Annotated in this window: 19 protein-coding genes; 11 read left to right on the forward strand and 8 right to left on the reverse strand. The window is 67.3% G+C overall.

The features are described 5' to 3' along the window. Nucleotides 1-17: 17 nt before the first annotated feature. Both PMI02_RS24485 and PMI02_RS24490 read left to right on the forward strand, forming a co-directional pair. A complete protein-coding gene (locus tag PMI02_RS24485; RefSeq protein WP_007688104.1) occupies nt 18-974 on the forward strand; it encodes a Gfo/Idh/MocA family oxidoreductase in 957 nt (318 codons plus the stop codon). After that, on the forward strand, nt 974-1,960 hold the full coding sequence (locus PMI02_RS24490; protein ID WP_007688106.1) for an aldo/keto reductase: 987 nt from the start codon (nt 974-976) through the stop codon (nt 1,958-1,960). Before PMI02_RS24485 ends, PMI02_RS24490 begins: the two co-directional genes overlap by 1 nt. Nucleotides 1,961-1,970: 10 nt before the next feature. Here PMI02_RS24490 and PMI02_RS24495 read toward each other — a convergent pair whose 3' ends face one another. From PMI02_RS24495 to PMI02_RS24530, 8 genes are all read right to left on the reverse strand, one after another. Beyond that, nucleotides 1,971-2,879 carry a LysR family transcriptional regulator gene (locus tag PMI02_RS24495; protein WP_007688109.1) on the reverse strand — a complete coding sequence of 303 codons (909 nt, stop codon included), beginning with the start codon at nt 2,877-2,879 and terminating at the stop codon, nt 1,971-1,973. Nucleotides 2,880-2,954: 75 nt separating this feature from the next. Next, on the reverse strand, nt 2,955-5,153 hold the full coding sequence (gene paoC, locus PMI02_RS24500) for an aldehyde oxidoreductase molybdenum-binding subunit PaoC (protein ID WP_007688112.1): 2,199 nt from the start codon (nt 5,151-5,153) through the stop codon (nt 2,955-2,957). Then, complete coding sequence (locus PMI02_RS24505) at nt 5,150-6,103, reverse strand: xanthine dehydrogenase family protein subunit M (RefSeq protein WP_007688113.1); 954 nt, start codon at nt 6,101-6,103, stop codon at nt 5,150-5,152. The genes paoC and PMI02_RS24505 overlap by 4 nt, the downstream gene beginning before the upstream one ends. After that, the gene (paoA, locus tag PMI02_RS24510) at nt 6,100-6,738 is read right to left on the reverse strand and encodes an aldehyde dehydrogenase iron-sulfur subunit PaoA (protein WP_007688115.1); all 639 of its coding nucleotides are present in this window, start codon (nt 6,736-6,738) and stop codon (nt 6,100-6,102) included. The genes PMI02_RS24505 and paoA overlap by 4 nt, the downstream gene beginning before the upstream one ends. A gap of 203 nt (nt 6,739-6,941) precedes the next feature. After that, nucleotides 6,942-8,237 (reverse strand): MFS transporter, encoded by a 1,296-nt coding sequence (locus PMI02_RS24515; RefSeq protein ID WP_007688117.1) that lies wholly within the window; start codon nt 8,235-8,237, stop codon nt 6,942-6,944. 270 nt (nt 8,238-8,507) lie between these two features. After that, nucleotides 8,508-10,337, reverse strand: a complete 1,830-nt coding sequence (locus PMI02_RS24520) for an acyl-CoA dehydrogenase C-terminal domain-containing protein (protein ID WP_007688119.1) — start codon at nt 10,335-10,337, stop codon at nt 8,508-8,510. Nucleotides 10,338-10,389: 52 nt separating this feature from the next. Then, a complete protein-coding gene (locus tag PMI02_RS24525; protein ID WP_007688121.1) occupies nt 10,390-12,717 on the reverse strand; it encodes a 3-hydroxyacyl-CoA dehydrogenase/enoyl-CoA hydratase family protein in 2,328 nt (775 codons plus the stop codon). Next, complete coding sequence (locus PMI02_RS24530) at nt 12,714-13,850, reverse strand: thiolase family protein (RefSeq protein WP_007688124.1); 1,137 nt, start codon at nt 13,848-13,850, stop codon at nt 12,714-12,716. Before PMI02_RS24530 ends, PMI02_RS24525 begins: the two co-directional genes overlap by 4 nt. Nucleotides 13,851-14,073: 223 nt before the next feature. Between PMI02_RS24530 and PMI02_RS24535 the strand changes: the two genes are divergently transcribed. From PMI02_RS24535 to PMI02_RS24575, 9 genes are all read left to right on the forward strand, one after another. After that, nucleotides 14,074-14,511 (forward strand): DUF2147 domain-containing protein, encoded by a 438-nt coding sequence (locus PMI02_RS24535; RefSeq protein WP_007688127.1) that lies wholly within the window; start codon nt 14,074-14,076, stop codon nt 14,509-14,511. A 54-nt stretch (nt 14,512-14,565) separates the two neighbouring features. Next, nucleotides 14,566-15,864: an OmpP1/FadL family transporter gene (locus PMI02_RS24540; RefSeq protein WP_007688129.1), complete on the forward strand. Its 1,299-nt coding sequence runs from the start codon at nt 14,566-14,568 to the stop codon at nt 15,862-15,864. Next, complete coding sequence (locus tag PMI02_RS24545) at nt 15,864-17,582, forward strand: long-chain fatty acid--CoA ligase (protein WP_007688131.1); 1,719 nt, start codon at nt 15,864-15,866, stop codon at nt 17,580-17,582. The genes PMI02_RS24540 and PMI02_RS24545 overlap by 1 nt, the downstream gene beginning before the upstream one ends. A 50-nt stretch (nt 17,583-17,632) precedes the next feature. Further along, nucleotides 17,633-18,025 (forward strand): MerR family DNA-binding transcriptional regulator, encoded by a 393-nt coding sequence (locus tag PMI02_RS24550; RefSeq protein WP_007688133.1) that lies wholly within the window; start codon nt 17,633-17,635, stop codon nt 18,023-18,025. After that, entirely contained in the window at nt 18,022-18,873 is an 852-nt protein-coding gene (locus tag PMI02_RS24555) for an acyl-CoA thioesterase II (RefSeq protein ID WP_007688135.1), read from the forward strand. Before PMI02_RS24550 ends, PMI02_RS24555 begins: the two co-directional genes overlap by 4 nt. A 197-nt stretch (nt 18,874-19,070) precedes the next feature. Next, nucleotides 19,071-20,093: a sulfate ABC transporter substrate-binding protein gene (locus PMI02_RS24560; protein WP_007688137.1), complete on the forward strand. Its 1,023-nt coding sequence runs from the start codon at nt 19,071-19,073 to the stop codon at nt 20,091-20,093. Between the two features lie 234 nt (nt 20,094-20,327). Continuing rightward, nucleotides 20,328-21,197, forward strand: coding sequence for a sulfate ABC transporter permease subunit CysT (cysT, locus tag PMI02_RS24565; RefSeq protein WP_007688139.1), 870 nt, complete (start codon nt 20,328-20,330; stop codon nt 21,195-21,197). Then, complete coding sequence (gene cysW, locus PMI02_RS24570; protein WP_007688141.1) at nt 21,194-22,027, forward strand: sulfate ABC transporter permease subunit CysW; 834 nt, start codon at nt 21,194-21,196, stop codon at nt 22,025-22,027. The genes cysT and cysW overlap by 4 nt, the downstream gene beginning before the upstream one ends. Next, nucleotides 22,024-22,974: a sulfate/molybdate ABC transporter ATP-binding protein gene (locus PMI02_RS24575; RefSeq protein ID WP_007688143.1), complete on the forward strand. Its 951-nt coding sequence runs from the start codon at nt 22,024-22,026 to the stop codon at nt 22,972-22,974. Before cysW ends, PMI02_RS24575 begins: the two co-directional genes overlap by 4 nt. Nucleotides 22,975-23,045 lie beyond the last annotated feature (71 nt).

The raw sequence follows: 23,045 nt of genomic DNA on the forward strand, positions 1-23,045 counted from the left end.
TCCAAGGAGAACATCCCATGCGTATTGCCCTCGTGGGCGCCGGAGCGTTCGGCGAGAAGCACCTCGACGCGCTCGCCCGGATCGAAGGCGCCGAAGTCGCCACCATCGTCAGCGCCTCCATCGACGAGGCGCGCAAGCTGGCGGACAAGCACGGCATCGCCGACGTGTCCGACAGCTACGAGGAGACGCTGAAGCGCGCCGACGTGGACGCGGTGATCCTCACCACGCCCACCCCGATGCACGCGGCCCAGGCGATCCAGGCGATGGACGCGGGCAAGCACGTCGAGGTCGAGATCCCCGTCGCCGACAGCTGGCCCGACGCCGAGGCGGTGCTCGCCAAACAGCGCGAGACCGGTCTCGTCTGCATGGTCGGCCACACCCGGCGCTTCAATCCCTCGCACCAGTACGTCCACGACAGGATCGTAGCGGGCGAGTTCGCGGTGCAGCAGATGGACGTGCAGACCTACTTCTTCCGACGCCAGAACATGAACGCCAAGGGCGAGCCGCGCTCGTGGACCGACCACCTGCTCTGGCACCACGCCGCGCACACCATCGACCTGTTCGCCTACCAGTCGGGCCGGATCGTCGCCGCCCATGCGATGCAAGGGCCAAAGCACCCGGAACTCGGAATCGCCATGGACATGTCGATCCAACTCAAGGCCGAGACCGGGGCGATCTGCACGCTCTCGCTCTCGTTCAACAACAACGGCCCGCTCGGCACCTTCTTCCGCTACATCGGCGACAGCGAGACCTACATCGCCCGCTACGACGACCTGGTGAACGGCAGGGAGGAGCTGATCGACCTCACCGGCGTCGCCGTGTCGAACAACGGCATCGAGCTGCAGGATCGCGAGTTCGTGTCCGCCATCCGCGAGGGGCGCGAGCCCTCTTCCTCGGTCGCCAAGGTGCTTGACTGCTACCGCGTGATCGGCGACCTCGCTGCCGATCTCGAACGACAGGACGGCTGGAGCTGATGACGAAACGCATTCTCGCAGGGCGCGCGGTCCATTCCGTCGGGCTCGGCTGCATGAACGTCGCCTGGGCCTATGGCGCCGCCCCTTCCCGCGAGGATGCGGTGGCGCTGATGCGCCATGCGCTGGATGCCGGATGCGACCACTTCGACACCGCCAACATCTACGGCGGCGGCGTGAGCGAAGAGATTCTGGCCGAGGCGATCATGGACCGGCGCGGCGAATTCCTGCTCGCCACCAAGACCGGCATCAAGGTCGACGGCCCGCGCCGGAGCGTGGACTGCAGCCCCGAGGCGATCACCACCTCGCTCGACGCCAGCCTTGCCCGGCTGAAGACCGATCACGTCGACCTGTTCTACATGCACCGCCTCGACCGTTCCACGCCGATCGCGGATTCGGCGGGCGCCATGGCCCGCGCCATCGAGGCGGGCAAGATCGGCGCCTACGGCGTGTCGGAGTGGTCGTCCGCCCACATCCGCGAGGCCCATGCGGTGCATCCCATGGCGGCGGTGCAGACCGAGTATTCGCTCTGGACGCGCAACGTCGAGCTGGGCGTGCTGGAAACGACGCGCGAACTTGGCATCGCCCTCGTCGCCTTCTCGCCGGTGGGACGCGGCGCGCTGGGCGGCGAACTGCGCGACGCCTCCGCCCTGTCCGAGCAGGACCTGCGGCGCGGCATGCCCCGCTTCCAGGGCGCGAACTGGGAGCACAACGCGCCGCTGATAGCGCAGTTCGACGCGCTCGCCGCCGAGGCCGGGATCACGCCCGCGCAGCTCGCGCTGGCCTGGGTGCTGGCGCAGGCGGAGCACGTCCACGCCATTCCGGGCACCCGGACGATCGCGCATTTCGACCAGAACCACGCGGCGGCGGATATGGCGATCGACGCGGGCGTCCTCGAGCGGGCGGGCGTGCTCATCAACCAGCAGACCGTCAGCGGACACCGCTATCCCGAGGCCCTGCTCGCCAGCATCGACACCGAGGACTTCTAACCGCGGGGGGCTAGAGCCCCAGCGGGCGCAGCTCGCGGATCAGGTCGACCAGCAGGCGCAGGCCCCGCGGGACCTGGCGGCGGCCGGAATAGTAGATGAAATAGCCGGGCCCCGGCGAGGCCCACTCGGTCAGCGTGGGACGCAGGCGGCCCTGCGCGATGAGGTCGCCGATGCAGTTCTCGGCGATGTAGATGAGGCCGAGGCCCTGCAGCGCCATGGCCCGGCTGGCGCCGCCGTTGTTGACCGTCACGCCGCCCGGCACGTCGAGCACGAAGGCTTCCTCGCCGCGTTCCAGCTCCCACTTGTACATGCGGTCGTTGCCGAGGCGGATGCGGATGCATTGGTGGCGCATCAGGTCTTCGGGGTGCGCGGGCTCGCCGCAGCGCTCGAAATAGGCCGGGGAGCCGGCGATGATCCAGTTGAAGTCGGCCGAGAGGCGCTGCGCGATCATGTCCTCGGGCACGGTCCCGCCGAAGCGGATGCCGGCGTCGAAGCCTTCCTCGGTGACGTCGACCATCGCGTTGTTGACGCAGATGTCGAGTTCCACGTCGGGGTAGCGCGCCACGAATTCCGGCAGCACCGGGGCGAGCAGCTGGGTCGCCGCGTCGTCGGGCACGTTGATCCGCACGCGGCCCGTCGGCGCGTCGCGGTGTAGGTTGAGGCGGTCCTCGGCCTCGTGGATCGCGGTGAAGGGATCGCGGATCGCCTCGTGCAGGTCGTCGCCCGCCGCCGTCAGGGTGACGGAGCGGTTGGTGCGGTTGACGAGGCGCACCTTGAGCCGCTCCTCCAGCCCCCGCAGCGAATGGCTGAGCGCCGAGGCGCTGACGCCCATCTCCGTTGCCGCCTTACGGAAGTTGCGGTGCCGCGCGATGGCGAGGAAATAGCTGAGGTCGGCGAGGTCGGAGCGCCTGAACGGCATGGATGGGGGCTTCCGGAGACAAAAGAAAAGGGCCGCCGGACGGCGACCCCTTTCATCCTAATGCAATCGGGCCGTTCAGGCCACCTCGCCCAGCCGGTCGAGGTACTTGTCGAGCGTGATCGGGTATTCGCGGATGCGCACGCCGGTGGCGTTGTAGACCGCATTGGCCACTGCCGCGCCGACGCCGCAAAGGCCCAGTTCGCCCACGCCCTTGGCCTTCATCGGCGAGACCTTGTCGTCGGCCTCGTCGATGAACACGACGTCCTGGTGCGGCACGTCCGCATGGACCGGCACTTCGTAGCCCGCGAGGTCGTGGTTGACGAAGAAGCCGAAGCGCTTGTCCACCGCGAGTTCCTCCATCAGCGCACCGCCCACGCCCATGGTCATCGCGCCGATGACCTGGCTGCGCGCCGCCATCGGGTTGAGGATGCGGCCCGCCGCGCAGACCGCCAGCATCCGCCGCACCCGCGCCTCGCCGGTGTAGCGATCGACCGCCACTTCGACGAAGTGCGCGCCGAAGGTGGACTGCTGGAACTTCTTGGCGAGGTCGCCATATTCCATCGTGTCCTCGGCGACGATCTCGCCCGACTTCGCGGCGCTGGCGATATCCGCCGAGCGGTTGCCGACGTGGACCTTGCCGTTTTCGAACACCGCCTCGCCGGGGCCGAAGCCGAGCCTGGCGACGACCGCCTCGCGCAGCTTGACGCAGGCGGCGTAGACGCCCGCCGTGGAGCTGTTGGCACCCCACTGCCCGCCGGAACCGGCCGAGACGGGGGACGAACTGTCGCCCAGCTTCACCACCACCTTGGCGAGCGGCACGCCCATCATCTCGGCCGCGGTCTGGGCGATGATGGTGTAGGTGCCGGTGCCGATGTCGGTCATGTCGGTCTCGACCGTGACTTCACCGGACGAACTGAGCCTGACGCGGGCGCCCGACTTTCCGTTGATGTTGTTCCGGAACGCCGCCGCCACGCCCATGCCGACCAGCCAGCGGCCGTCGCGGACCTGGCCCGGCTTGGCCTTGCGGCGGCTCCAGCCGAAGCGTTCCGCACCATCCTGGAGGCAGCGCACGAGATTGCGCTGCGAGAACGGCCGCTCGGGCTTTTCGGGATCGACCTGGGTGTCGTTAAGGACGCGGAAGGCGACCGGATCCATGGCCAGCTTCTCGGCCATCTCGTCGATGGCGATTTCCAGCGCCATCAGGCCCGGCGCCTCGCCCGGCGCGCGCATGGCGTTGCCTTCGGGAAGGTCGAGCACGGCGAGGCGCATCGCGGTCATGCGGTTGGCGCCGGCGTAGAGCAGCTTGGTCTGCTGCACCGCCACTTCGAGCCCGCCGCCCTCGAGATCGCCCGACCAGCTCTCGTGGCCGATCGCGCTGATCTTGCCGTCCTGCGTACAGCCGAGGCGGATACGCTGGAGCGTCGCGGGGCGGTGGGTCGTGTTGTTGGTCATCAGCGGCCGCTGCAGTGCCACCTTCACGGGGCGCTTCGCCGCGCGCGCGCCGAGTGCCGCCATGAGCGCATCGGCGCGCAGGAACAGCTTACCGCCGAAGCCGCCGCCGATGTAGGGCGAGATCAGCCGCAGCTTCTCGACCGGCATGCCCATCGTCGCGGCGAGGTCCTTGAGGCTCCAGTTGATCATCTGGTTGGAAGTCCAGACGGTGAGCTTGTCGCTTTCCCACGCGGCGATGGTCGCGTGTGGCTCCATCATCGCGTGGCTGTGGTCGGGGGTCGTGTAGGTCTGGTCGACCTGCACCGGGGCGCCGGCGAAGGCGCCTTCGAAGTCGCCGACGGCGGTCGGTGCGTCCGAGCCCGGCTGCTCCTTCGCGTCCGTCTTCGCGGCGACGAGGTCGAACCGGCCGCCGTCGCGCGCATAGTCGACGTCGATCATCGCGGCGGCCGCGCGGGCCTGCTCGAAGGTCTCGGCGACGACCACGGCGACGGCCTGATGGTAGTGCTGCACTTCCGGTCCGGCGAGCAGTTTCGCGGTGTTGTTCTTGCCCTTGCCCAGCTTGCCGGCGTTGCGGTGTGTCACCACCGCAACCACGCCCGGCGCGCGTTCGGCGCGGGAAGTGTCGATCGAGCGGATAGCGCCCTTGGCGACGGCGGAGCCCAGGATATAGCCGTAGGCCATCTTTCCGGGCACGTCCTGATGCTCGTAGGCATAGGTCGCGCCGCCGCTGACCTTGAGCGGGCCGTCGATGCGGGTGGTGGGCTTGCCGACCACCGTCATGCGGTCGATCGGGTTGGTCCCTGCGGGTGTTTCGAACTTCATGCGTCTCTGGCCTCGGCGATGACGGAAGCGATGGTGCGCTTCGCCAGCATGATCTTGAACGCGTTGTCCTCGCGCGGGGCAGCGTCGGCGAACAGGCGGTCGGCGACAGGACCTGCGCCCTTGGGCAGCAGGGCATCGGCCTCGGCCTCGCGCCAGGGCTTGGGAGCCACGCCGCCGATCGCGACGGCGCCCTTGCCGTCACGCCCGATCACAGCCGCGACGGAGACCAGCGCGAAGGCGTAGGACGCGCGGTCGCGAACCTTGCGGTAGATATGCGTGCCGCCGCGCGGCTTGGGAAGAGCGACCGAGATGATCATCTCGCCCTTTTCCAGCGCGGTTTCGGTCTGCGGGGTCTGGCCCGGCAGCACGTGGAAGTCGGCGATGGGAATCGCGCGGGTGGTGCCGTCGGGGCGGATCGTCTCGACCGAGGCGTCGAGCACGCGCATGGCGACCGCCATGTCGCTGGGGTGCGTGGCGATGCAGGCGTCGCTGGTGCCGACGACACCAAGCTGGCGCGAGAAACCGCCGATCGCGGCGCAGCCCGAGCCGGGCTTGCGCTTGTTGCAGGGCATGTTGACGTCGTAGAAATAGGGGCAGCGGGTCCGCTGGAGCAGGTTGCCCGCCGTCGTCGCCTTGTTGCGCAGCTGGCCCGAGGCGCCCGCCACGAGCGCACGGGTGAGCACGCCGTAGTCGCTGCGCACGCGCTTGTCCGACGCGAGGTCGGTGTTGCGCACGAGAGCGCCGATGCGCAGGCCGCCGCCGTCGATCGGCTCGATCTTGTCCATGCCGAGACCGTTGACGTCGATCAGGTGCGTCGGAGTCTCGATCTCCAGCTTCATCAGGTCGAGCAGGTTGGTGCCGCCGGCGATGAACTTGGCGCCCGGGGTTGCCGCGGCCTTGGCGGCGGCGTCTTGCGCGCTGGCCGCGCGTTCGTAGGTGAAGGGCCTCATGCCTTGACTCCTGCGACCTGCGCCATGGCCTCGGCGATGTTCGAGTAGGCGCCGCAGCGGCAGATGTTGCCGCTCATGCGTTCGCGCATCTCGTGGGTGGTCATGGCGGGTGCCTTGCCGATGTCGTCGGTGACGTGGCTGGGAATGCCGGCGCGGATTTCCTCGAGCACGGCGACGGCCGAGCAGATCTGGCCGGGCGTGCAATAACCGCACTGGAAGCCGTCATGCTCGACGAAGGCGGCCTGCATCGGGTGCAGGTTGCCTGGAGTGCCAAGACCCTCGATCGTGGTCACCTCGTCCCCTTCGTGCATCACCGCGAGGGTGAGGCACGAGTTGATGCGGCGGCCGTCGACGATGACCGTGCAGGCGCCGCACTGGCCGTGATCGCAGCCCTTCTTGGTGCCGGTCAGGTGCAGGTGCTCGCGCAGGGCGTCGAGCAGCGTGGTGCGGGTGTCGAGGTCGAGGCTGACTGCCTTGCCGTTGACCTTCATGCGAACCGGCGCGTGCGGGGGCGCGGAGGCCTCCGCCTGAGCGAGAGCCACGCCGCCGGGGCCGATGGAACCTGCGAGGGCCGCTCCGGCCGCGCTGGTCTTGAGAACGTCGCGCCGAGAGATCGCTCCGTATCCTTCCGTCATGGTGATGTTCCTTTGTCGGGAATGGGCACGGCGATTGCCGCGACCCGCCGCGCCCTGCTTGCCCAAGACGCGTCCCTATGTGCCCATCAACCCAATCTGGGCGCCTTGGTTGCACAAAGCCATGGCGCGCAGATTGCATGCCGCGATGAGCAGAACTCAACGTGACGTAAAGTTCTATGCACCGACAGATATAGTACCCCGCATCAGCGGTCGAGCGGATTGTCGCGCCGGGTGTCGGGAAGCATCAGTGCGGCCACCAAAGAAACGACGCAGAAGGCCGAAACGTACCAGTAGAACCCGTGCTCCATGCCGTACTGCTTGAAGCCCAGCGCGACGTTCTCCGCAGTCCCGCCGAACGCCGCGTTGGCAATGCCATAGGCGAGCCCCACGCCCAGCGCGCGGACGTGGACGGGGAACAGCTCCGCCTTGAACAGCCCGCTGACGGAAGTGTAGAAACTGCAGATCGTCAGCCCCGCTGCGATCAGCAGGAAGGCGGCGAGCGGGCTTTGCGCCGTGGCCAGCGCGCCGAACAGGAACGGGGTGCAGAGCGCTCCGAGAGCGGCGAACAGGATCATGTTGGTGCGCCGGCCGATCCGGTCCGAAAGCAGGCCCATCAGCGGCTGCTGCACCATGAACACGATCAGCACCACCGTCATCAGCAGGGTCGCGGCCTCCTTGGTCATGCCCACGGTCAGCACCAGGAACTTCTGCATGTAGGTGGTGAACGAGTAGAACATCAGGCTGCCCCCCGCCGTCAGCGCGGCGACGATCAGGAAGGCGCGGGTCGAATGGCGGAACAGCTCGGCGAGGCTGCCGGCATGCTCGCCCTCGCGGTCGGCGGCGCTGGCGGTCTCGTGCATATGATCGCGCAGGAGGACGATGCAGGCGGCGGCGACGGCGCCGATGGCGAAGGCGATGCGCCAGCCCCACGCCTTCATCCCCGCATCGCCGAAGACCTGCTGGAGCACGAGGATCACCAGCGTCGCGCTCAATTGCCCGCCGATCAGGGTGACGTACTGGAACGAGGACCAGAAGCCGCGCCGCTTCGGCCCGGCGATCTCGCTAAGGTACGTGGCGGCAGTGCCGTACTGCCCGCCGGTGGAGAATCCCTGCAGCATGCGGCCAACCAGCAGCAGCGCCGGAGCCGCCACGCCGATGCTCGCATATGTCGGCAGCACCGAGATCAGCAACGCACCCGCGCCCATCATCAGCACCGAGACCACCATGGCCGCCTGCCGCCCCTTGCGGTCGGCATAGCGGCCGAAATACCAGCCACCGAAGGGGCGCATCAGGAAGCCGACGGCGAAGATGCCGCTGGTCGCCATGATCTGCACCAGCGGATCGCTCTTGGGGAAGAACTCGGAGGAGAAGTAGAGCGCGGTGAAGGCGTATACGTAGAAGTCGTACCACTCGATGAGATTGCCCGCCGAACCCGCCACGATCGCGCGCAGGCGCATGGCGTCGGTGAGTGGCGGCGCGGCGGCCAGGCTTGCGGACATCATATTCCCCCACATCGTCACCGCGAAAGCGGAGACCGCTGGCCATTCTCGAGAAGGGACCTTGCAGGCTGCACGCGGGCTTGTCCACGCCCGGCGCAAAGTGTTTCGTGAGAGATGAAAGGGAGAGTGCAAACCGCGCGCGTCAGCCCTCTCCCTCTTTCGTCATCCCCGCGAAGGCGGGGACCCATCCGATGCCGGTGCGACCCGAAGGATCATCAGCTGGGTTCCTGCCTTCGCGGGAATGACGCGTGCAGGTTTATTACTGGCTCCTCAGAAAGCCGCCGCGTCCAGTGCCATCATCGAGGCCTTGCCCGACTTGATCGCCAGGAACGCGGTGGTCGCCTGGGGCAGGATGCGGTCGAAGTAGAACTGGGCGGTCGTCAGCTTGGCCTTGTAGAAGCCCACTTCCTCGGTGCCGCCCGCCAGCTTGTCCCGGGCGATCAGCGCGGACTGCGCGAAGCAGTAAGCCATCGCCACGAGGCCCATGAGGCGCAGGTAGTCGGTCGCCGCCGCGCCCGCTTCCTCGGGGTCCTTCATGCCCTTCTGGGCGATCGTCGCGGTGGAGAGCTGGAGCGCGCCGAACGCCTTTTCCAGCGCCTCGATCATCGGCTTGAACTGCGCGTCCGACTTGTTGGCCTCGATCATCGGCTTGAACTGGGCGTCGGCCTTGTTCGCCTCGATGAACTGCGAGACCGGGTGGAAGAAGCTGCGCAGGTTGCGGCCCATGTTCGCGGGCAGCTTCCGCCCGACGAGGTCCAGCGCCTGGATGCCGTTGGTACCCTCGTAGATCATGGCGATGCGGCCGTCGCGCACGTACTGCTCGACGCCGCTCTCGGCGATGTAGCCGTGGCCGCCGTAGACCTGCACCGCGAGGTTGGCGCTCTCGTAGCCGAGGTCGGTGAACAGCGCCTTCACCACCGGCGTCATCAGTGCGATGAAGTCGGTGGCACGCTGCCTGACCTCGGGGTCGGTCGAATAACGCTCGGCATCAAGCGCGCGGCTGACCCAGCCGGTCATCGCCCGGCAGCCCTCGTTGTAGGCGCGCATGGTCATCAGCATGCGGCGCACGTCGGGGTGGACGATGATCGGATCGGCGGGGCCGGAGGAATTCTTGACGCCCGAGAGCGAGCGGCCCTGCAGGCGGTCCTTCGCGTAGTACACGGCGGACTGATACGCCGCCTCGCCGATGCCGAGACCCTGGACGCCGACCGAGACGCGCTCGGTGTTCATCATTTTGAACATGGCTTCCATGCCCTTGTGCGGCGTACCGACCAGCCAGCCGATGGAATCGTCGAAATTGAGCTGGCAGGTGGCCGAGGCCTTGAGGCCCATCTTATGCTCGATCGCCGCCACTGACACGCCGTTCGACGGACCGGGAGTGCCGTCGTCCTTGGGGAGGTACTTGGGCACCAGGAACAGGCTGATGCCCTTCACGCCCTCGGGCGCGTCCGGCAGGCGGGCGAGGACGAGGTGGATGATGTTCTCGGTCAGGTCGTGCTCGCCCGCCGAGATGAAGATCTTCGAGCCGGTCAGTTTGTACGAACCGTCATCCTGCGTGACCGCCCTGGTGCGCAGCATGCCGAGGTCGGTGCCGCAGTGCGGTTCCGTCAGGCACATCGTGCCCGACCAGTCGCCCGAGACCATCTTGGGCAGGTAGGCCTGCTTCAGTTCGTCGCTGGCATAGCCCTCGATCGCTGTGGTCGCACCGTGGGTCAGGCCGGGGTAGAGGCTGAACGAGAGGTTGGAGGAGCAGATCATCTCCTCGGTCATCTTGTTGACCGTCTCGGGCAGGCCCTGCCCGCCCCACTCGGGATCGGACGCCAGCGCGCACCAGCCGCCCTCGCGGAACAGGTCGTAGGCTTCCTTGAAGCCCCCCGGCGTTCGCACGACGCCATTTTCCAGCACGCAGCCCTCGATGTCGCCCGAGCGGTTGAGGGGCAGCAGGACTTCCTGCGCGACTTTCGCCGCTTCCTCGAGCACAGCGTCGACGAGGTCGGGGGTGAATTCGGACAGCGCCTCGATATTGCCGAAGCCGTCGTCCTGGTGGAGTTCGTGGATCACGAACCGCATGTCGCGCAAGGGCGCTTCATAGACCTGCATTTGTCACTCTCCTCGGACGGCCCCGGCTGAACCGGGCGCCGCCCCTTAGTCTTCAGTTGCGCAGCGGCTTGCCGGTTTCGAGCATCTGCTCGACACGGGCGATCGAGCGCGGCTCGCGCACCAGGCGCATGAAGGTCTCGCGCTCCAACTTGAGCAGTTCCTGCTCGGTCACGGTGTCGACGAGGTCCGCCTCGCCGCCCGAGAGCACGTTCGCCAGCGCGTCCGAGACGACCATGTCGTAGTCGGTCGCCTTGCCCTGCTTGTGGAAGCCCTCGGCCGCCATGCCCAGCGCCACGCGGCCGCTCTCGCCCGGCAGGCGGAAGTGCGGGGCCTCGGGCGGGGTGTAGCCCTCGACCAGCGACAGTGCCTTCTGCTTGGCGTCGTAGAGCAGACGGTCACGGTTCATGGTGATCGCGTCGCTCTCGCGCAGGAACAGCAGTTCCTTCGCCTGCGCCGCCGACTTCGAGACCGTGGCGGTGGAGACCGTCTCGAACACCTTGGCGACCGCTGGCATCGGGCCCTCCGGCATCATCTTGTTCTTCTGCCAGCGATCGAGCATTTCGCCGTTGCCGCCCCAGCCAGGGATCAGCCCGACGCCGCATTCGACGAGGCCGGTGTACAGCTCGGCATGGGCCTGCACCGCATCGCAGTGGAGCAGGATCTCGCAGCCGCCACCGACGGCGAGGCCGGCGGGCGCGCCGACCACCGGGAACGGCGCGTACTTCAGGCCCTTGTAAGCCATCTGCCCGCCCGCCACGAGCTTCTCGATCTCGCTCCACGCCGCGATGTTGAGCGCGAAGAGCGCGAGGCCGAGGTTGGCGCCGGCCGAGAAGCTGTCGGCGTCGTTGTAGACGACGAGCGCCTTGTACTGCGCCTTCACCAGGCCGATGGCCTCGACGATGAGCTTCATGACGTCACCGTCGAGCGCGTTCATCTTGCCGGTGAATTCAAGGCAGACGACGCCGTCACCCACGTCCCACAGCGCCGCGGAACCGTTCTTGAGCAGCGGCTTGGAGGCGAGCTTGATATCGGCCAGCCGCAACACACCTTTGGGGCGCACGATATCGCGATATTCGCCGTCAAGGGCGAGGTACTGCCGCTTGCCGTTTTCGATGCGGTAGAACGTCCGGTCCCCTGCAACGGTGAGGATTTCCGGCACGGCCTTGCCTTCTGCGGCGAGGCGATCAGCGAGGTATTTGGCGCCGAGCACGTCGATCATCTCGAACGGGCCGGCCTTCCAGTTGTAGCCCAGCTTCATCGCGTCATCGATCGACACCAAGTCCGACGCGGCGCTCGGCACGAGGCTGGCGGCGTAGGCGAGCGTGGCGCCCAGCACGGCCCAGGCATAGGCGCCGATGTCGCCCTTGCTCTCGACCAGCGCCTTGAGATCGCCCCGCGAAGCCGCGCCGCGCGGGCCCTGCGCCGTGATGGTCGGGCGGTATTCGCCGGTCGCAAGGTCGATGGTTTCCTTGCGGCGGCCGACCTCCTTGTTCAGGCGGTAGAAGCCGCCCTTGCCCTTGCGGCCGGTGTAGCCCTCGCCGATCATCTTGGTGATGAGCGGGATTTCTCGGGCGATGCCGTGGTAGAGGTCGCCCTCGGGCAGCGTCGAGGTGAGGCTGGCCTGCAGGTGCGGCATGAGGTCGATGCCGACGAGGTCGACGAGGCCGAAGATGCCGGTCTTGGGCACGCCCATCGGCTTGCCGGCGATGGCGTCGGCCAGCTCCACGGTCAGGCCCATGTCGAACGCGGCGTTGAGGCCGAGCTGAATCCAGTAGGTGCCGATGCGGTTGGCGATGAAGCCCGGAGTGTCGTTGGCCGTGACCACGGTCTTGCCCATGGCGACGTCGGCGAACTGCTTCACCTTGGCGGCAACGGCGCTGTCGGTCGACGGACCGGTGACGATCTCCATCAGCCGCATGTAACGCGGCGGATTGAAGAAGTGGGTGATGAGGAAGTCGCGCTTGAACGCCTCCGAACGCCCCTCGACCAGCTGGCCGAGCGGGATCGTCGAGGTGTTGGACGACACCGCCGTGCCCTCGCGCTTCACCGCTTCGAGCTTGGCGTAGAGGCCCTGCTTGATGTCGAGGCGTTCGATCACCGCTTCGATCACCCAATCGCACTCGGCGACCTTTTCAAGGTGATCCTCGATGTTGCCGGTCTCGACCAGCTTGGCCGCCGACTTGCTCATGAACGGCGCAGGCTCGGTCTTGAGCATCTTGGCCACCGCGCCCTCGGCGATGGCGTTGCGGTTGGCCCCATCCTTCGGGACGATGTCGAGCAGCAGCACGGGCACGCCGGCATTGGCGACCTGCGCCGCAATGCCTGCGCCCATTGTGCCCGCGCCGATGACGCAGACTTTCTTGATCGTGTTGTCGCTCATTCCACGGCCTCCAGGACGGTGGCGATGCCCTGCCCGCCGCCGATGCACTGGCTGGCGAGCGCGTACTTGCCGCCCTCGCGCTTGAGCAGCGAGGCCGCCTTGCCGACGATGCGCGCGCCGGTCGCGCCGAGCGGGTGGCCGATGGCGATGGCGCCGCCGTCGATGTTCACCTTGGCGCGGTCGAGGCCGAGGTCCTTGATGCAGGCGAGCGCCTGGCTGGCGAAGGCTTCGTTGAGTTCCACCACGTCGAGGTCGGCGGCGGTGATGCCGGCGCGCTCGAGCGCCTTCTGGCTCGAGAGGATCGGGCCGAGGCCCATCGTCTCGGGCGCGCAGCCGGAGATGGCGACCGACTTGATGCGGGCGAGGATCGGCAGGTTATGGGCGCGCGCGTATTCCTCGGTGGTGACGAGAACGGCGCTGGCGCCGTCGGTCAGCGGCGAGGAAGTGCCGGCGGTGACCGAACCGGCCGCATCGAACGCGGGCTTGAGCCCGGCGAGCGCCTCGGCGGTGGTTTCGGCGCGGATGGTGCCGTCTTCCGAGACGGTGCCGCCCTTGGTTTCGATGGGGACGATCTCGTCGGTCAGGCGGCCGCCTTCACGTGCGGCGGCGGCCTTCTTCTGGCTCTCCACCGCCAGCGCTTCCTGCTCGGCGCGCGGGATCTGGTATTGGGTGGCGACGTTCTCTGCTGTCTCGCCCATGCCCATGTAGACGGCGCTCTTCTTGGCGAGCGCGGGGTTGGGCAGCGGGTTGAAGCCCATCATCGGCACACGGCTCATCGATTCGACGCCCGCGCAGACGAACACTTCGCCCGCACCGATGGCGATCTGGCCCATGGCCGTGTGGATGGCGCTCATCGACGAGCCGCAGAAGCGGTTCACCGTCATGCCGCCGACCGAAATCGGCAGGTCCGCCAGCAGGCCGATCAGGCGCGCGACGTTGAGACCCTGCTCGCCTTCGGGGAAGGCGCAGCCGACGATGATGTCCTCGATGTCGGAAGGCTCGACGCCGGTCTTCGCGATCAGGCCGCGGATCACCTGTGCCGCGAGGTCATCGGGGCGGACGCGGGCCAGAGCACCCTTGCCGGCAAGGTGGAAGGGCGAGCGGGCATACCCCGCAATCACGACGCTTTGCATGCATTCTCTCCATGGGCGGACCGGCTCGGTTGATACCGAATCCGTTGCGATCCTCGTTCCTCGTGAACGTCTTCCCTAAAGGTGCGAATCTTTCCCTATACGTCAAGCAAATTTTGGTTTAGACCGATTCTTGTTCGGGTCAGGATCGAACAGCCACCTTCGTGAAAGGGGCGGGTTCTGGCGCACAAGCGAACACGGGTAGAGAGATGGAGAGGTCGCTCAAATGCACGTGATGAAACACCTGGCGCTGGCATTGGTTGCCGCCGGCGCCGCCGCGCTCACGCCTGCCTATGCAGCCGAGGGCGACTCGGTCGTCGGCACCTGGCGTACCCCTGCCAAGAACGGCAGCGTCGAGATCGCCCGCTGCGGCGCGTCGCTCTGCGGCAAGCTGCTGTCCTCCGAGCACCTGAGGACCAACCCCGACCTGCGGGACGTCGCCAACAAGGACACCACCAAGCGCGACCGCCGGCTCAAGGGCCTCCAGATCCTCGGCGGCTTCACGCTGGAAAAGGGCGTCTGGACCGGCGGTTCGATCTACAACCCCGAGGACGGCGGCACCTACAAGGCCACCATCACCCCGGCCGGCGCCGACACGCTCAAGCTGAAGGGCTGCATCGTCTGGCCCTTGTGCAAGACCCAGACCTGGACCCGGATCAAGTAAAACTTCAGGTCGTTGATAATACGCGAAAAGCAATCGCTTAGGGAGAGTACCCAGATGAATACCAAGTCACGCCGCATCCTTCTCGCCGGTGCGGCCAGCGCCGTCGCCTTCGCTTACGCCGGAGCGGCGCATGCCCAGGCGTTCTACCTGCAGGAGCAGTCGGTTCGCGGCCAGGGCCGCGCGTTCTCGGGCGAAGCGGCCGACACCGGCGTCGATTCGCTGTGGTGGAACCCGGCCTCGATCGCCGACATGCAGGGCGGCGAAGCGGCCATCCGCGGCAGCTTCATCCGCCCGCGCGGCGATGTGGTCGACAATGGCTCGGTGATCGTGCGTCCGGCGCAGGCCCCCCGGTCGGTCGGCGGCAACCCGGTTGCGAAGAACCCGATCGACAACGGCATCCTGCCATCGGGCGCCATCGCCTACGGCTTCGGCAAGGTGGCGGTCGGCCTCGCGGTGACCGCGCCCTACTCGTTCACCACCAACTACGACGCCGACAGCTGGACGCGCTACTCGGCGGACAAGACCAAGCTGCGCACCTACGACATCCAGCCCAGCGTCGCCGTCGCGGTGACCGACTGGCTGCGCGTGGGCGCCGCCGCCAACGTCGAGTACGTGGACGCCTCGCTCGGCAACTATCTGCCCAACCTCTCGCCACTGGTCGCGGACGGCCACCAGAACCTCAAGGGCAACGGCTGGGATGTGGGCTGGTCGGCCGGCATGCAGATCCACGAAGGTCCGGTCACGCTGGGCTTCGCCTACAAGTCCGCGATCAAGCACAAGCTCGACGGCAGCGTGACGATCGAAGGCCTTGCCGGTCCGCTCGCCGCGCAGAACGGCAAGATCGACACGACCGCGACGTTCAGCACGCCGTGGCAGGCCATCGGCAGCGTGCGCGCCAAGTTCAGCCCCAAGCTGACCTTCAATGCGCAGGTCGTGCGCATGGGCTGGAGCGAGTTCGACACGATCGACCTCGGCGCCCCGCTCAACACCTCGATCCCCGAGAACTATCGCAACAGCTGGACCTGGGCGATGGGCCTCGACTACGACATCACCCCGCAGTGGACGGTTCGTACCGGCTTCCAGCGCGGCATGACCCCCACCCGCAACGGCGAGCGTGACGCGCGCGTGCCCGACAGCAACCGCTGGAACTTCTCGGCCGGCACCAGCTACGCCATGAACTCCAAGTTCACGCTCGATGCCGCAGCGTCCTACATCACGTTCAAGGACGCGACGATCGACCGCACGACCGCGGCCTACGCCGGAACCCCGGTGCAGACCCCGATCCTGGTGGACGGCGAACTTCAGGACGCCTCCGCCATCGTGCTTTCCCTCGGCGCAAGGATGGCCTTCTGATGAATGACGCGGCGATGATCGGCGGGGTCGCTCCCGCCACCCTGAACACCCAACCGGCAGAAGAGATGCCGCCGATCGCGCCGCGTCTGCTGACCGACCTTCTGGACCATGCCGTGGAAGCCCACGGCAACTGGCCGGCGGTCGACTTCATGGGCCGCAAGTGGACTTATGCCGAGATCGGCGCGCTCTCGCGGCGCGCTGCTCGCGGTCTCCAGGACCTCGGCGTGGTCAAGGGCACGCGCGTCGGCCTGTGCCTGCCCAACACGCCCTATTACGTGATCTGCTATTTCGCGATCCTGCGCATCGGCGCGGTCGTGGTGAACTTCAACCCGCTCTACACCGAGCGCGAGATGGCCCATCAGGTCGAGGATTCCGGCTGCGAGGTCATGATCTCCACCGACCTCGCGCTCTGCCTGCCCAAGCTGGAGCCGCTGGTCGGCGTCCGCAACAAGGAGGGCAGCTGCCTCAAGCGCGTCATCGTCTGCCCCTTCGCCGACGTGCTGCCCTCCTTCAAGCGCCGCGCCTTCCTGCTGTTCAAGCGCGGCGACATCGCCCACGAACCGCATGACCTGCGCTACGCCCGCTTCGAGAACCTGATCGCCCGCGACGCCCCGCTCGATCCGGTAGAAAGCTCGCCGAACGACCTTGCCGTGCTGCAGTACACCGGCGGCACCACCGGCGTGCCCAAGGGCGCCATGCTCAGCCACGCGAACCTCGCCGCCAACTCGGCGCAGATGATCGCCCACGTCGGCCACATGCCCGACAAGCAGGAGCGGACGCTGGGCGTCCTGCCGCTGTTCCACGTCTTCGCGCTGACCACAGTGCTGCACTACTCGGTCGACACCGCCGCCGAGATGATCCTGCTGCCGCGCTTCGACATGAAGTCGTTCCTGGCCACCGCCAAGCGCACCAAGCCCACGCAGTTCTTCGGCGTTCCCACCCTCTACACCGCGCTCAACGGCCAGCAGCTCCACGGCGAGTTCGACCAGACGCGCGTATGTATCTCGGGCGGCGCCCCGCTGCCGCTGGAAGTCCGCCGCGAGTTCGAGCAGAAGACCGGCGTCAACGTCGTGGAAGGCTACGGCCTGTCCGAGGCGAGCCCGATCATCGCCTGCAATCCGCTGGAAGGCCTCGTCAAGGACAACTCCTGCGGCCCGGCCTTCCCCGGCACCCAGCTGGAAATCCGCGATCCCAACGATCCCACCCGCACCCTGCCCCCAGGCGAGAAGGGCGAGGTCTGCGCGCGAGGCCCCCAGGTCATGGCGGGATACTGGAACCGCCCGGAGGAAAGCGAGAAGACTTTCATCTACGGCGCGCTCCGGACGGGCGATATTGGCTATCTCGACGAAGACGGCTATCTCTTCCTGGTCGACAGGATCAAGGACGTGATCCTGTGCGGGGGCTACAACGTCTATCCCAGGATCATCGAGGAGGCTCTCTACGAGCATCCGATGGTCTCGGAAGCGGCGGTGATCGGCGTGCCGGACAAGTATCGGGGGCAGTCCCCGAAGGCGTTCGTGGCGCTGCATGCGGGGGATATCTTGGACGAACAGACATTGCTGGCCTTCCTGCGCGAGCGGCTGAACAAGATCGAGATTCCCTCCTCGATCGAGTTCCGCGACGCGCTGCCCAAGACCATGGTCGGCAAGCTGTCCAAGAAGGACCTCGCCGCCGAGGAAGCCACCCGCCGCGCCGGCCAGAGCGGCATGTCCGCTTGAACCCTCCCCCGGCCTCCGCCCCCCTGCCCGAGCACCCGGACCGCCCCGAGATGACCGGCATCCAGGACGTGGCGACGCAGCTTGGCGTGACCATGCGCACCTTGCGCTTCTACGAGGACAAGGGCCTGATCGCGCCGCAGCGGGTGGGCACGATGCGCATCTACTCGAAGCGCGAGATCGGGCGGATGCAGCTGATCCTGCGCGGCAAGCGGCTGGGCTTCTCGATCCGCGAGATCAAGGAATTCCTCGACCTCTACGACGTCGATCCCGAGCACCACGAACAGGTCCGCATCCTCCAGACCAAGGTGGCGACCCGCATCGACGACCTGCGCAAGCAGAAGCGCGCGATCGAGCAGACGCTGGAAGAACTGCTGTCGATCGAACGGCAGGCCCGCGCGTGGCTCCAGGGCTCGCCGGTCGCGCCCGTGGAGGACACGCCGTGAGCGAGGCGGTGACCGAACTGAAGTCGCTTCTCGAGGTCGACGAAATCGACACCGACCTGTTCCGCGGCGCCGCCTCGGCCGAAGGGCCGGGCCGTGTGTTCGGAGGGCAGGTCGTCGCACAGGCGCTGGCCGCTGCCGCACGCGGCGTGGGCGAGCAGCAGCAGGCCCACTCGCTTCACGCCTACTTCCTGCGCGCCGGGGACACCACGCGCCCGATCATCTACCGGACCTTGCGCGATTTCGACGGCGGCAGCTTCGCCAACCGCCGCGTCGTCGCCATGCAGGGCGGCAAGCCGATCCTCAACCTCGCCGCCTCGTTCCACCGCCGCGAGGAAGGCTTCGCCCACGCCGCGCCGATGCCGCAGGTGCCCGGCCCCGAGCATTGCCCCGAACTCGCCGCCGCGCTCGCCGCCGCCGGGCAGAAATTCCCACAGGCCATGCTCGAACGCCTCGCCGCCTTCGAGGTCCGCCCCGGACCGCCCGCGTCGGACAGCGCCGGCACACCGCGCCAGTTCCTGTGGTTCCGGCTTGCGGCGCCAATGGAAGCCGACGACGCCCTGAAGCGCGTGGTCCTGGCCTACGCGAGCGACTTCGCGCTCGTCTCCACTGCCGTGCTGCCCCACTCGCCCAGCTTCTTCACGCCGGGGCTTCAGGTGGCGAGCCTCGACCATGCGGTCTGGTTCCATTCCACGCCGCCCGTCGACGACTGGCTGCTCTACGCGATGGATAGCCCCTGGGCCGGCCATGCACGCGGGTTTGCGCGGGGCTCGATCTACGACCGCGCCGGCAACCTCGTCGCCAGCGTCGCGCAGGAAGGCCTATGCCGCGTCGTCAAGCGCGAGCCTTGAAAGCTGCGCTTGTGTGTGGCCACGATAGTGTTGCTCCATTGTCAATCAATCGAGTTGAGTTGACGCACGGAACTGAGTAGTCGGATCGAACGAGGACGGACGCCTTGCCACGTCGCCGCAGAACGCGGATGAGGGCACGAGGCAGCCGAAGCCCCCGCCGGGCATTGTTCCGGCGGACACGATCTGGAGACGACACGATGCACAAGTCCCGCGCAGTGCTGGCCCTGGCCCTCGGCCTGGCGATCGCGCTTCCCGGCTGCTCCGGTGGCGGAGAGGGCAAGTCGGGCGCCGTCCAGATCACGAACGTCAGCTACGATCCCACGCGCGAGCTGTACGAGGCGATCAATCCCGCCTTCGCCGCGTACTGGAAGAAGAAGACCGGCAAGGACGTGACCTTCCGCATGAGCCACGGCGGCTCCGGCAAGCAGAGCCGCGCGATCATCGACGGCCTCGATGCCGATGTCGCCACCCTCGCGCTGGCCTACGACATCGACGCGATCGCCGACAAGGCGAAGCTGCTCCCGGCCGACTGGCAGACCGCGCTGCCCGACAATTCCTCGCCCTACACCTCGACGATCGTGTTCCTCGTGCGCAAGGGCAATCCCAAGGGCATCCGCGACTGGGCGGACCTCGTGAAGCCGGGTGTCGAAGTCATCACCCCTAATCCCAAGACCAGCGGCGGCGCGCGCTGGAACTTCCTCGCCGCCTGGGCCTACGGCCGCAAGGCCGGTGGCTCCGACCAGGCCGCCGAGACTTACGTCCGCAATCTCTTCACCCACGTCCCCGTGCTCGACAGCGGCGCGCGCGGCGCGACCACGACCTTCGTGGAGCGCGGCATCGGTGACGTGCTGATCGCCTGGGAAAACGAGGCTCTGCTCGCCGAAAAGAAGCTGGGCGCGGGCAAGTTCCAGATCGTCGCCCCGTCGATCTCCATCCTTGCCGAGCCGCCCGTCGCCGTGGTCGCCAAGAACGCGGCGAAGCACCACACCGAGGAAGTGTCGAAGGCTTACCTCGAATACCTCTACACCCCCGAGGCGCAGGTCGCGATCGCCCGCAACTTCTACCGCCCGAGCGACCCGAAAATCTCCGCGCAGTTCAAGTCGACCTTCCCCGACATCCCGATGGTCACCATCGACAAGGACTTCGGTGGCTGGCGCGCCGCGCAGAAGACCTTCTTCGACGACGGGGGCGTGTTCGACCGCATCTCCACGAAGAAGTGACCGAAAGCCGCCGCTGAACGATTGCGATATGGCTCGTCCCCTGCGGGGATGACGGGATCTTTTGTATCGATCGGCGAAGGACAGCCACCAGGTCACCCGCCGTTTCGTGTCGACCAAAGTCGAGACACCCAGAGCCCGTGCTCGCGTATCTCGACTTCGCTCGACACGAGCGGATGAGCAGTGTTTTACCCAGGCAGACCGGACTTTCATGACGAATCGAGCAGACCCCTGCAGATGACCGCTTCTTCCGCCGCCCGAGTTCCCCGCGCCCCCCGTCGCCGCTGGCGCCAGCCTTCGGTGCTGCCGGGCTTCGGCCTGACTTTCGGGCTCAGCCTCGGCTGGCTGACGCTGATCGTGCTGATCCCGCTGGCGACGATCTTCCTCAAGTCCGCCGGCATGGGCTGGGACCAGTTCGTCGCTGTCGGCCTGTCTGACCGCGCCATGGCGGCCTATCGCCTGAGCTTCGGCACCGCCGCCGCCGCCGGGCTGGTCAACGCGGTGTTCGGCCTGCTCGTGGCCTGGGTCCTGGTGCGATACACGTTCCCCGGCCAGCGGCTCATCGGCGCCGTGGTCGACCTGCCTTTCGCGCTGCCCACCGCCGTCGCGGGCATCGCGCTGACCACGCTCTATTCGCCGAGCGGATGGGTCGGCCAGTTCCTCGATCCGCTGGGCATCAAGGTCGCCTTCACGCCGATCGGCATCACTGTCGCGCTCGTCTTCATCGGGCTGCCCTTCGTGGTGCGTTCGGTCGAGCCGGTGCTGGCGGACCTTGGCCGCGACGTCGAGGAAGCCGCCGCGACGCTGGGCGCCAGCCGCTTCCAGACCTTCCGGCGCGTCATTTTCCCCGCGATCTTCCCCGCCCTCCTCACCGGCTTCGCGCTCGCCTTCGCGCGCGGTGTGGGCGAGTACGGGTCGGTGATCTTCATTTCGGGCAACATGCCCGGCCGTACCGAGATCGCGCCGCTGCTGATCGTTACCCAGCTGGAGCAATACGCCTATGACGGCGCCACCGCGATCGCCACGATCATGATGCTGGTGTCCTTCGCGATCCTCCTCGCGCTCAACGTGGTGCAGGCCGCCGGCCGCCGGAGGTACGGCGTATGAGGCGCTCCACCACCGAGAGCCGCGCGCTGCAGGTCATGTTGATTGGGATCGCGCTGGTGTTCCTCGCCTTCTTCCTGCTGCTCCCGCTCATCGCCGTGTTCGGCGAGGCACTGAAGGCAGGGATCGGCCCGTTCCTCGACGCCGTTTCCGCGCCCGACGCCTTGTCCGCCATCAAGCTGACGCTGCTGATCGCCGCGATCAGCGTGCCGCTCAACCTCGTCTTCGGCGTGGTGGCGAGCTGGGCGATCACCAAGTTCCAGTTCCCCGGCAAGAGCATATTGATCTCGCTGATCGACCTGCCCTTCTCGGTCTCGCCGGTAGTGTCGGGCCTGATGTTCGTGCTGCTGTTCGGCGCCAACGGCTGGTTCGGACCGTGGCTGGCGGAGCATGACCTCAAGATCATCTTCGCTGTCCCCGGCATCGTCCTCGCCACCGTCTTCATCACCTTCCCCTTCGTCGCGCGCGAACTGATCCCGCTGATGATGGAACAGGGCAAGGACGAGGAAGAGGCCGCTATTTCGCTCGGGGCCAGCGGCTGGCAGACCTTCCGCCACGTTACCCTGCCCAACATCCGCTGGGGCCTGCTCTACGGCGTGCTGCTCTGCAATGCGCGCGCCATGGGCGAGTTCGGCGCCGTCTCGGTCGTCTCCGGGCACATCCGGGGCGAGACCAACACGATGCCGCTCCACGTCGAAATCCTCTACAACGAATACGATTTCGTCGGCGCCTTCGCGGTCGCCTCGCTGCTCGCAGGCCTCGCGCTGGTGACGCTCGTCGCCAAGACCGTGCTGGAGTGGCGATTCAACCTTCACGGGAGTGCCTCGCATTGATCCGGGTCCAGAACGTCACCAAGACCTTCGGCGATTTCGCCGCGCTCCACGGCATCGACCTCGAGATCAAGCCGGGTGAATTCGTTGCACTGCTCGGCCCGTCAGGGTCGGGCAAGACGACCTTGCTGCGCATCATCGCCGGCCTCGAATTCCAGGACGGCGGCGAAGTCCTGTTCGACGGCGAAGATGTGTCCAGCCGCTCGGTGGGCGAGCGCCAGGTCGGGTTCGTGTTCCAGCAATACGCGCTGTTCAAGCACATGACCGTGGCCGAAAACGTCGCCTTCGGCCTCTCCGTGCGCCGCAAGGGCCGCCCCGCCAAGGCCGACATCCGCGCCCGCGCCGAGGAACTGCTGCGCCTCGTCCAGTTGGAGGGCCTCGGCAAGCGCTACCCCGGCCAGCTCTCCGGCGGCCAGCGCCAGCGCGTGGCCCTCGCCCGCGCGCTTGCCATCGAGCCGCGCCTGCTGCTGCTCGACGAGCCCTTCGGCGCGCTCGACGCCAAGGTTCGCAAGGACCTGCGCCGCTGGCTGCGGGACCTTCACGAGAGCATGGGCCTGACTTCGATCTTCGTCACCCATGACCAGGAGGAGGCCCTCGAACTCGCGGACCGCGTGGTGGTCATGGACCATGGCCGGATCGAACAGGTCGGGACCCCGGAGCAGGTCTACATGGAGCCCGCCAGCCCCTTCGTCTCCAACTTCGTGGGGGAGACCAACCAGCTCCCCGGCGGCGTCCACGCCCGGCCGCACGATATCGAGCTGGTCGGCGAAGGCGGCACTCCCGTGCTGGTCGACAACGTGTTCCGGCGCGGCGGGTCGTGGCGCGTGGAGGGCAGGATCGAAGGCCACGACAAGGTGGTGGAATTCGACGTCGACGCCTCGCAGCCAGCGCCCAAACTAGGCGAAACCGTGCAGATCAGGCCGCGGCGGGTGCGCGAATTTTCCAGCTGAGCCCTGCCGCCAGCCCCTTGATTGTAGGGGACGTTTGATCGAAGACGCGGCCGCCCCCAGCCGGAGACGAT

The sequence above is a fragment of the Novosphingobium sp. AP12 genome (genome assembly GCF_000281975.1).
GTDB lineage: Bacteria > Pseudomonadota > Alphaproteobacteria > Sphingomonadales > Sphingomonadaceae > Novosphingobium.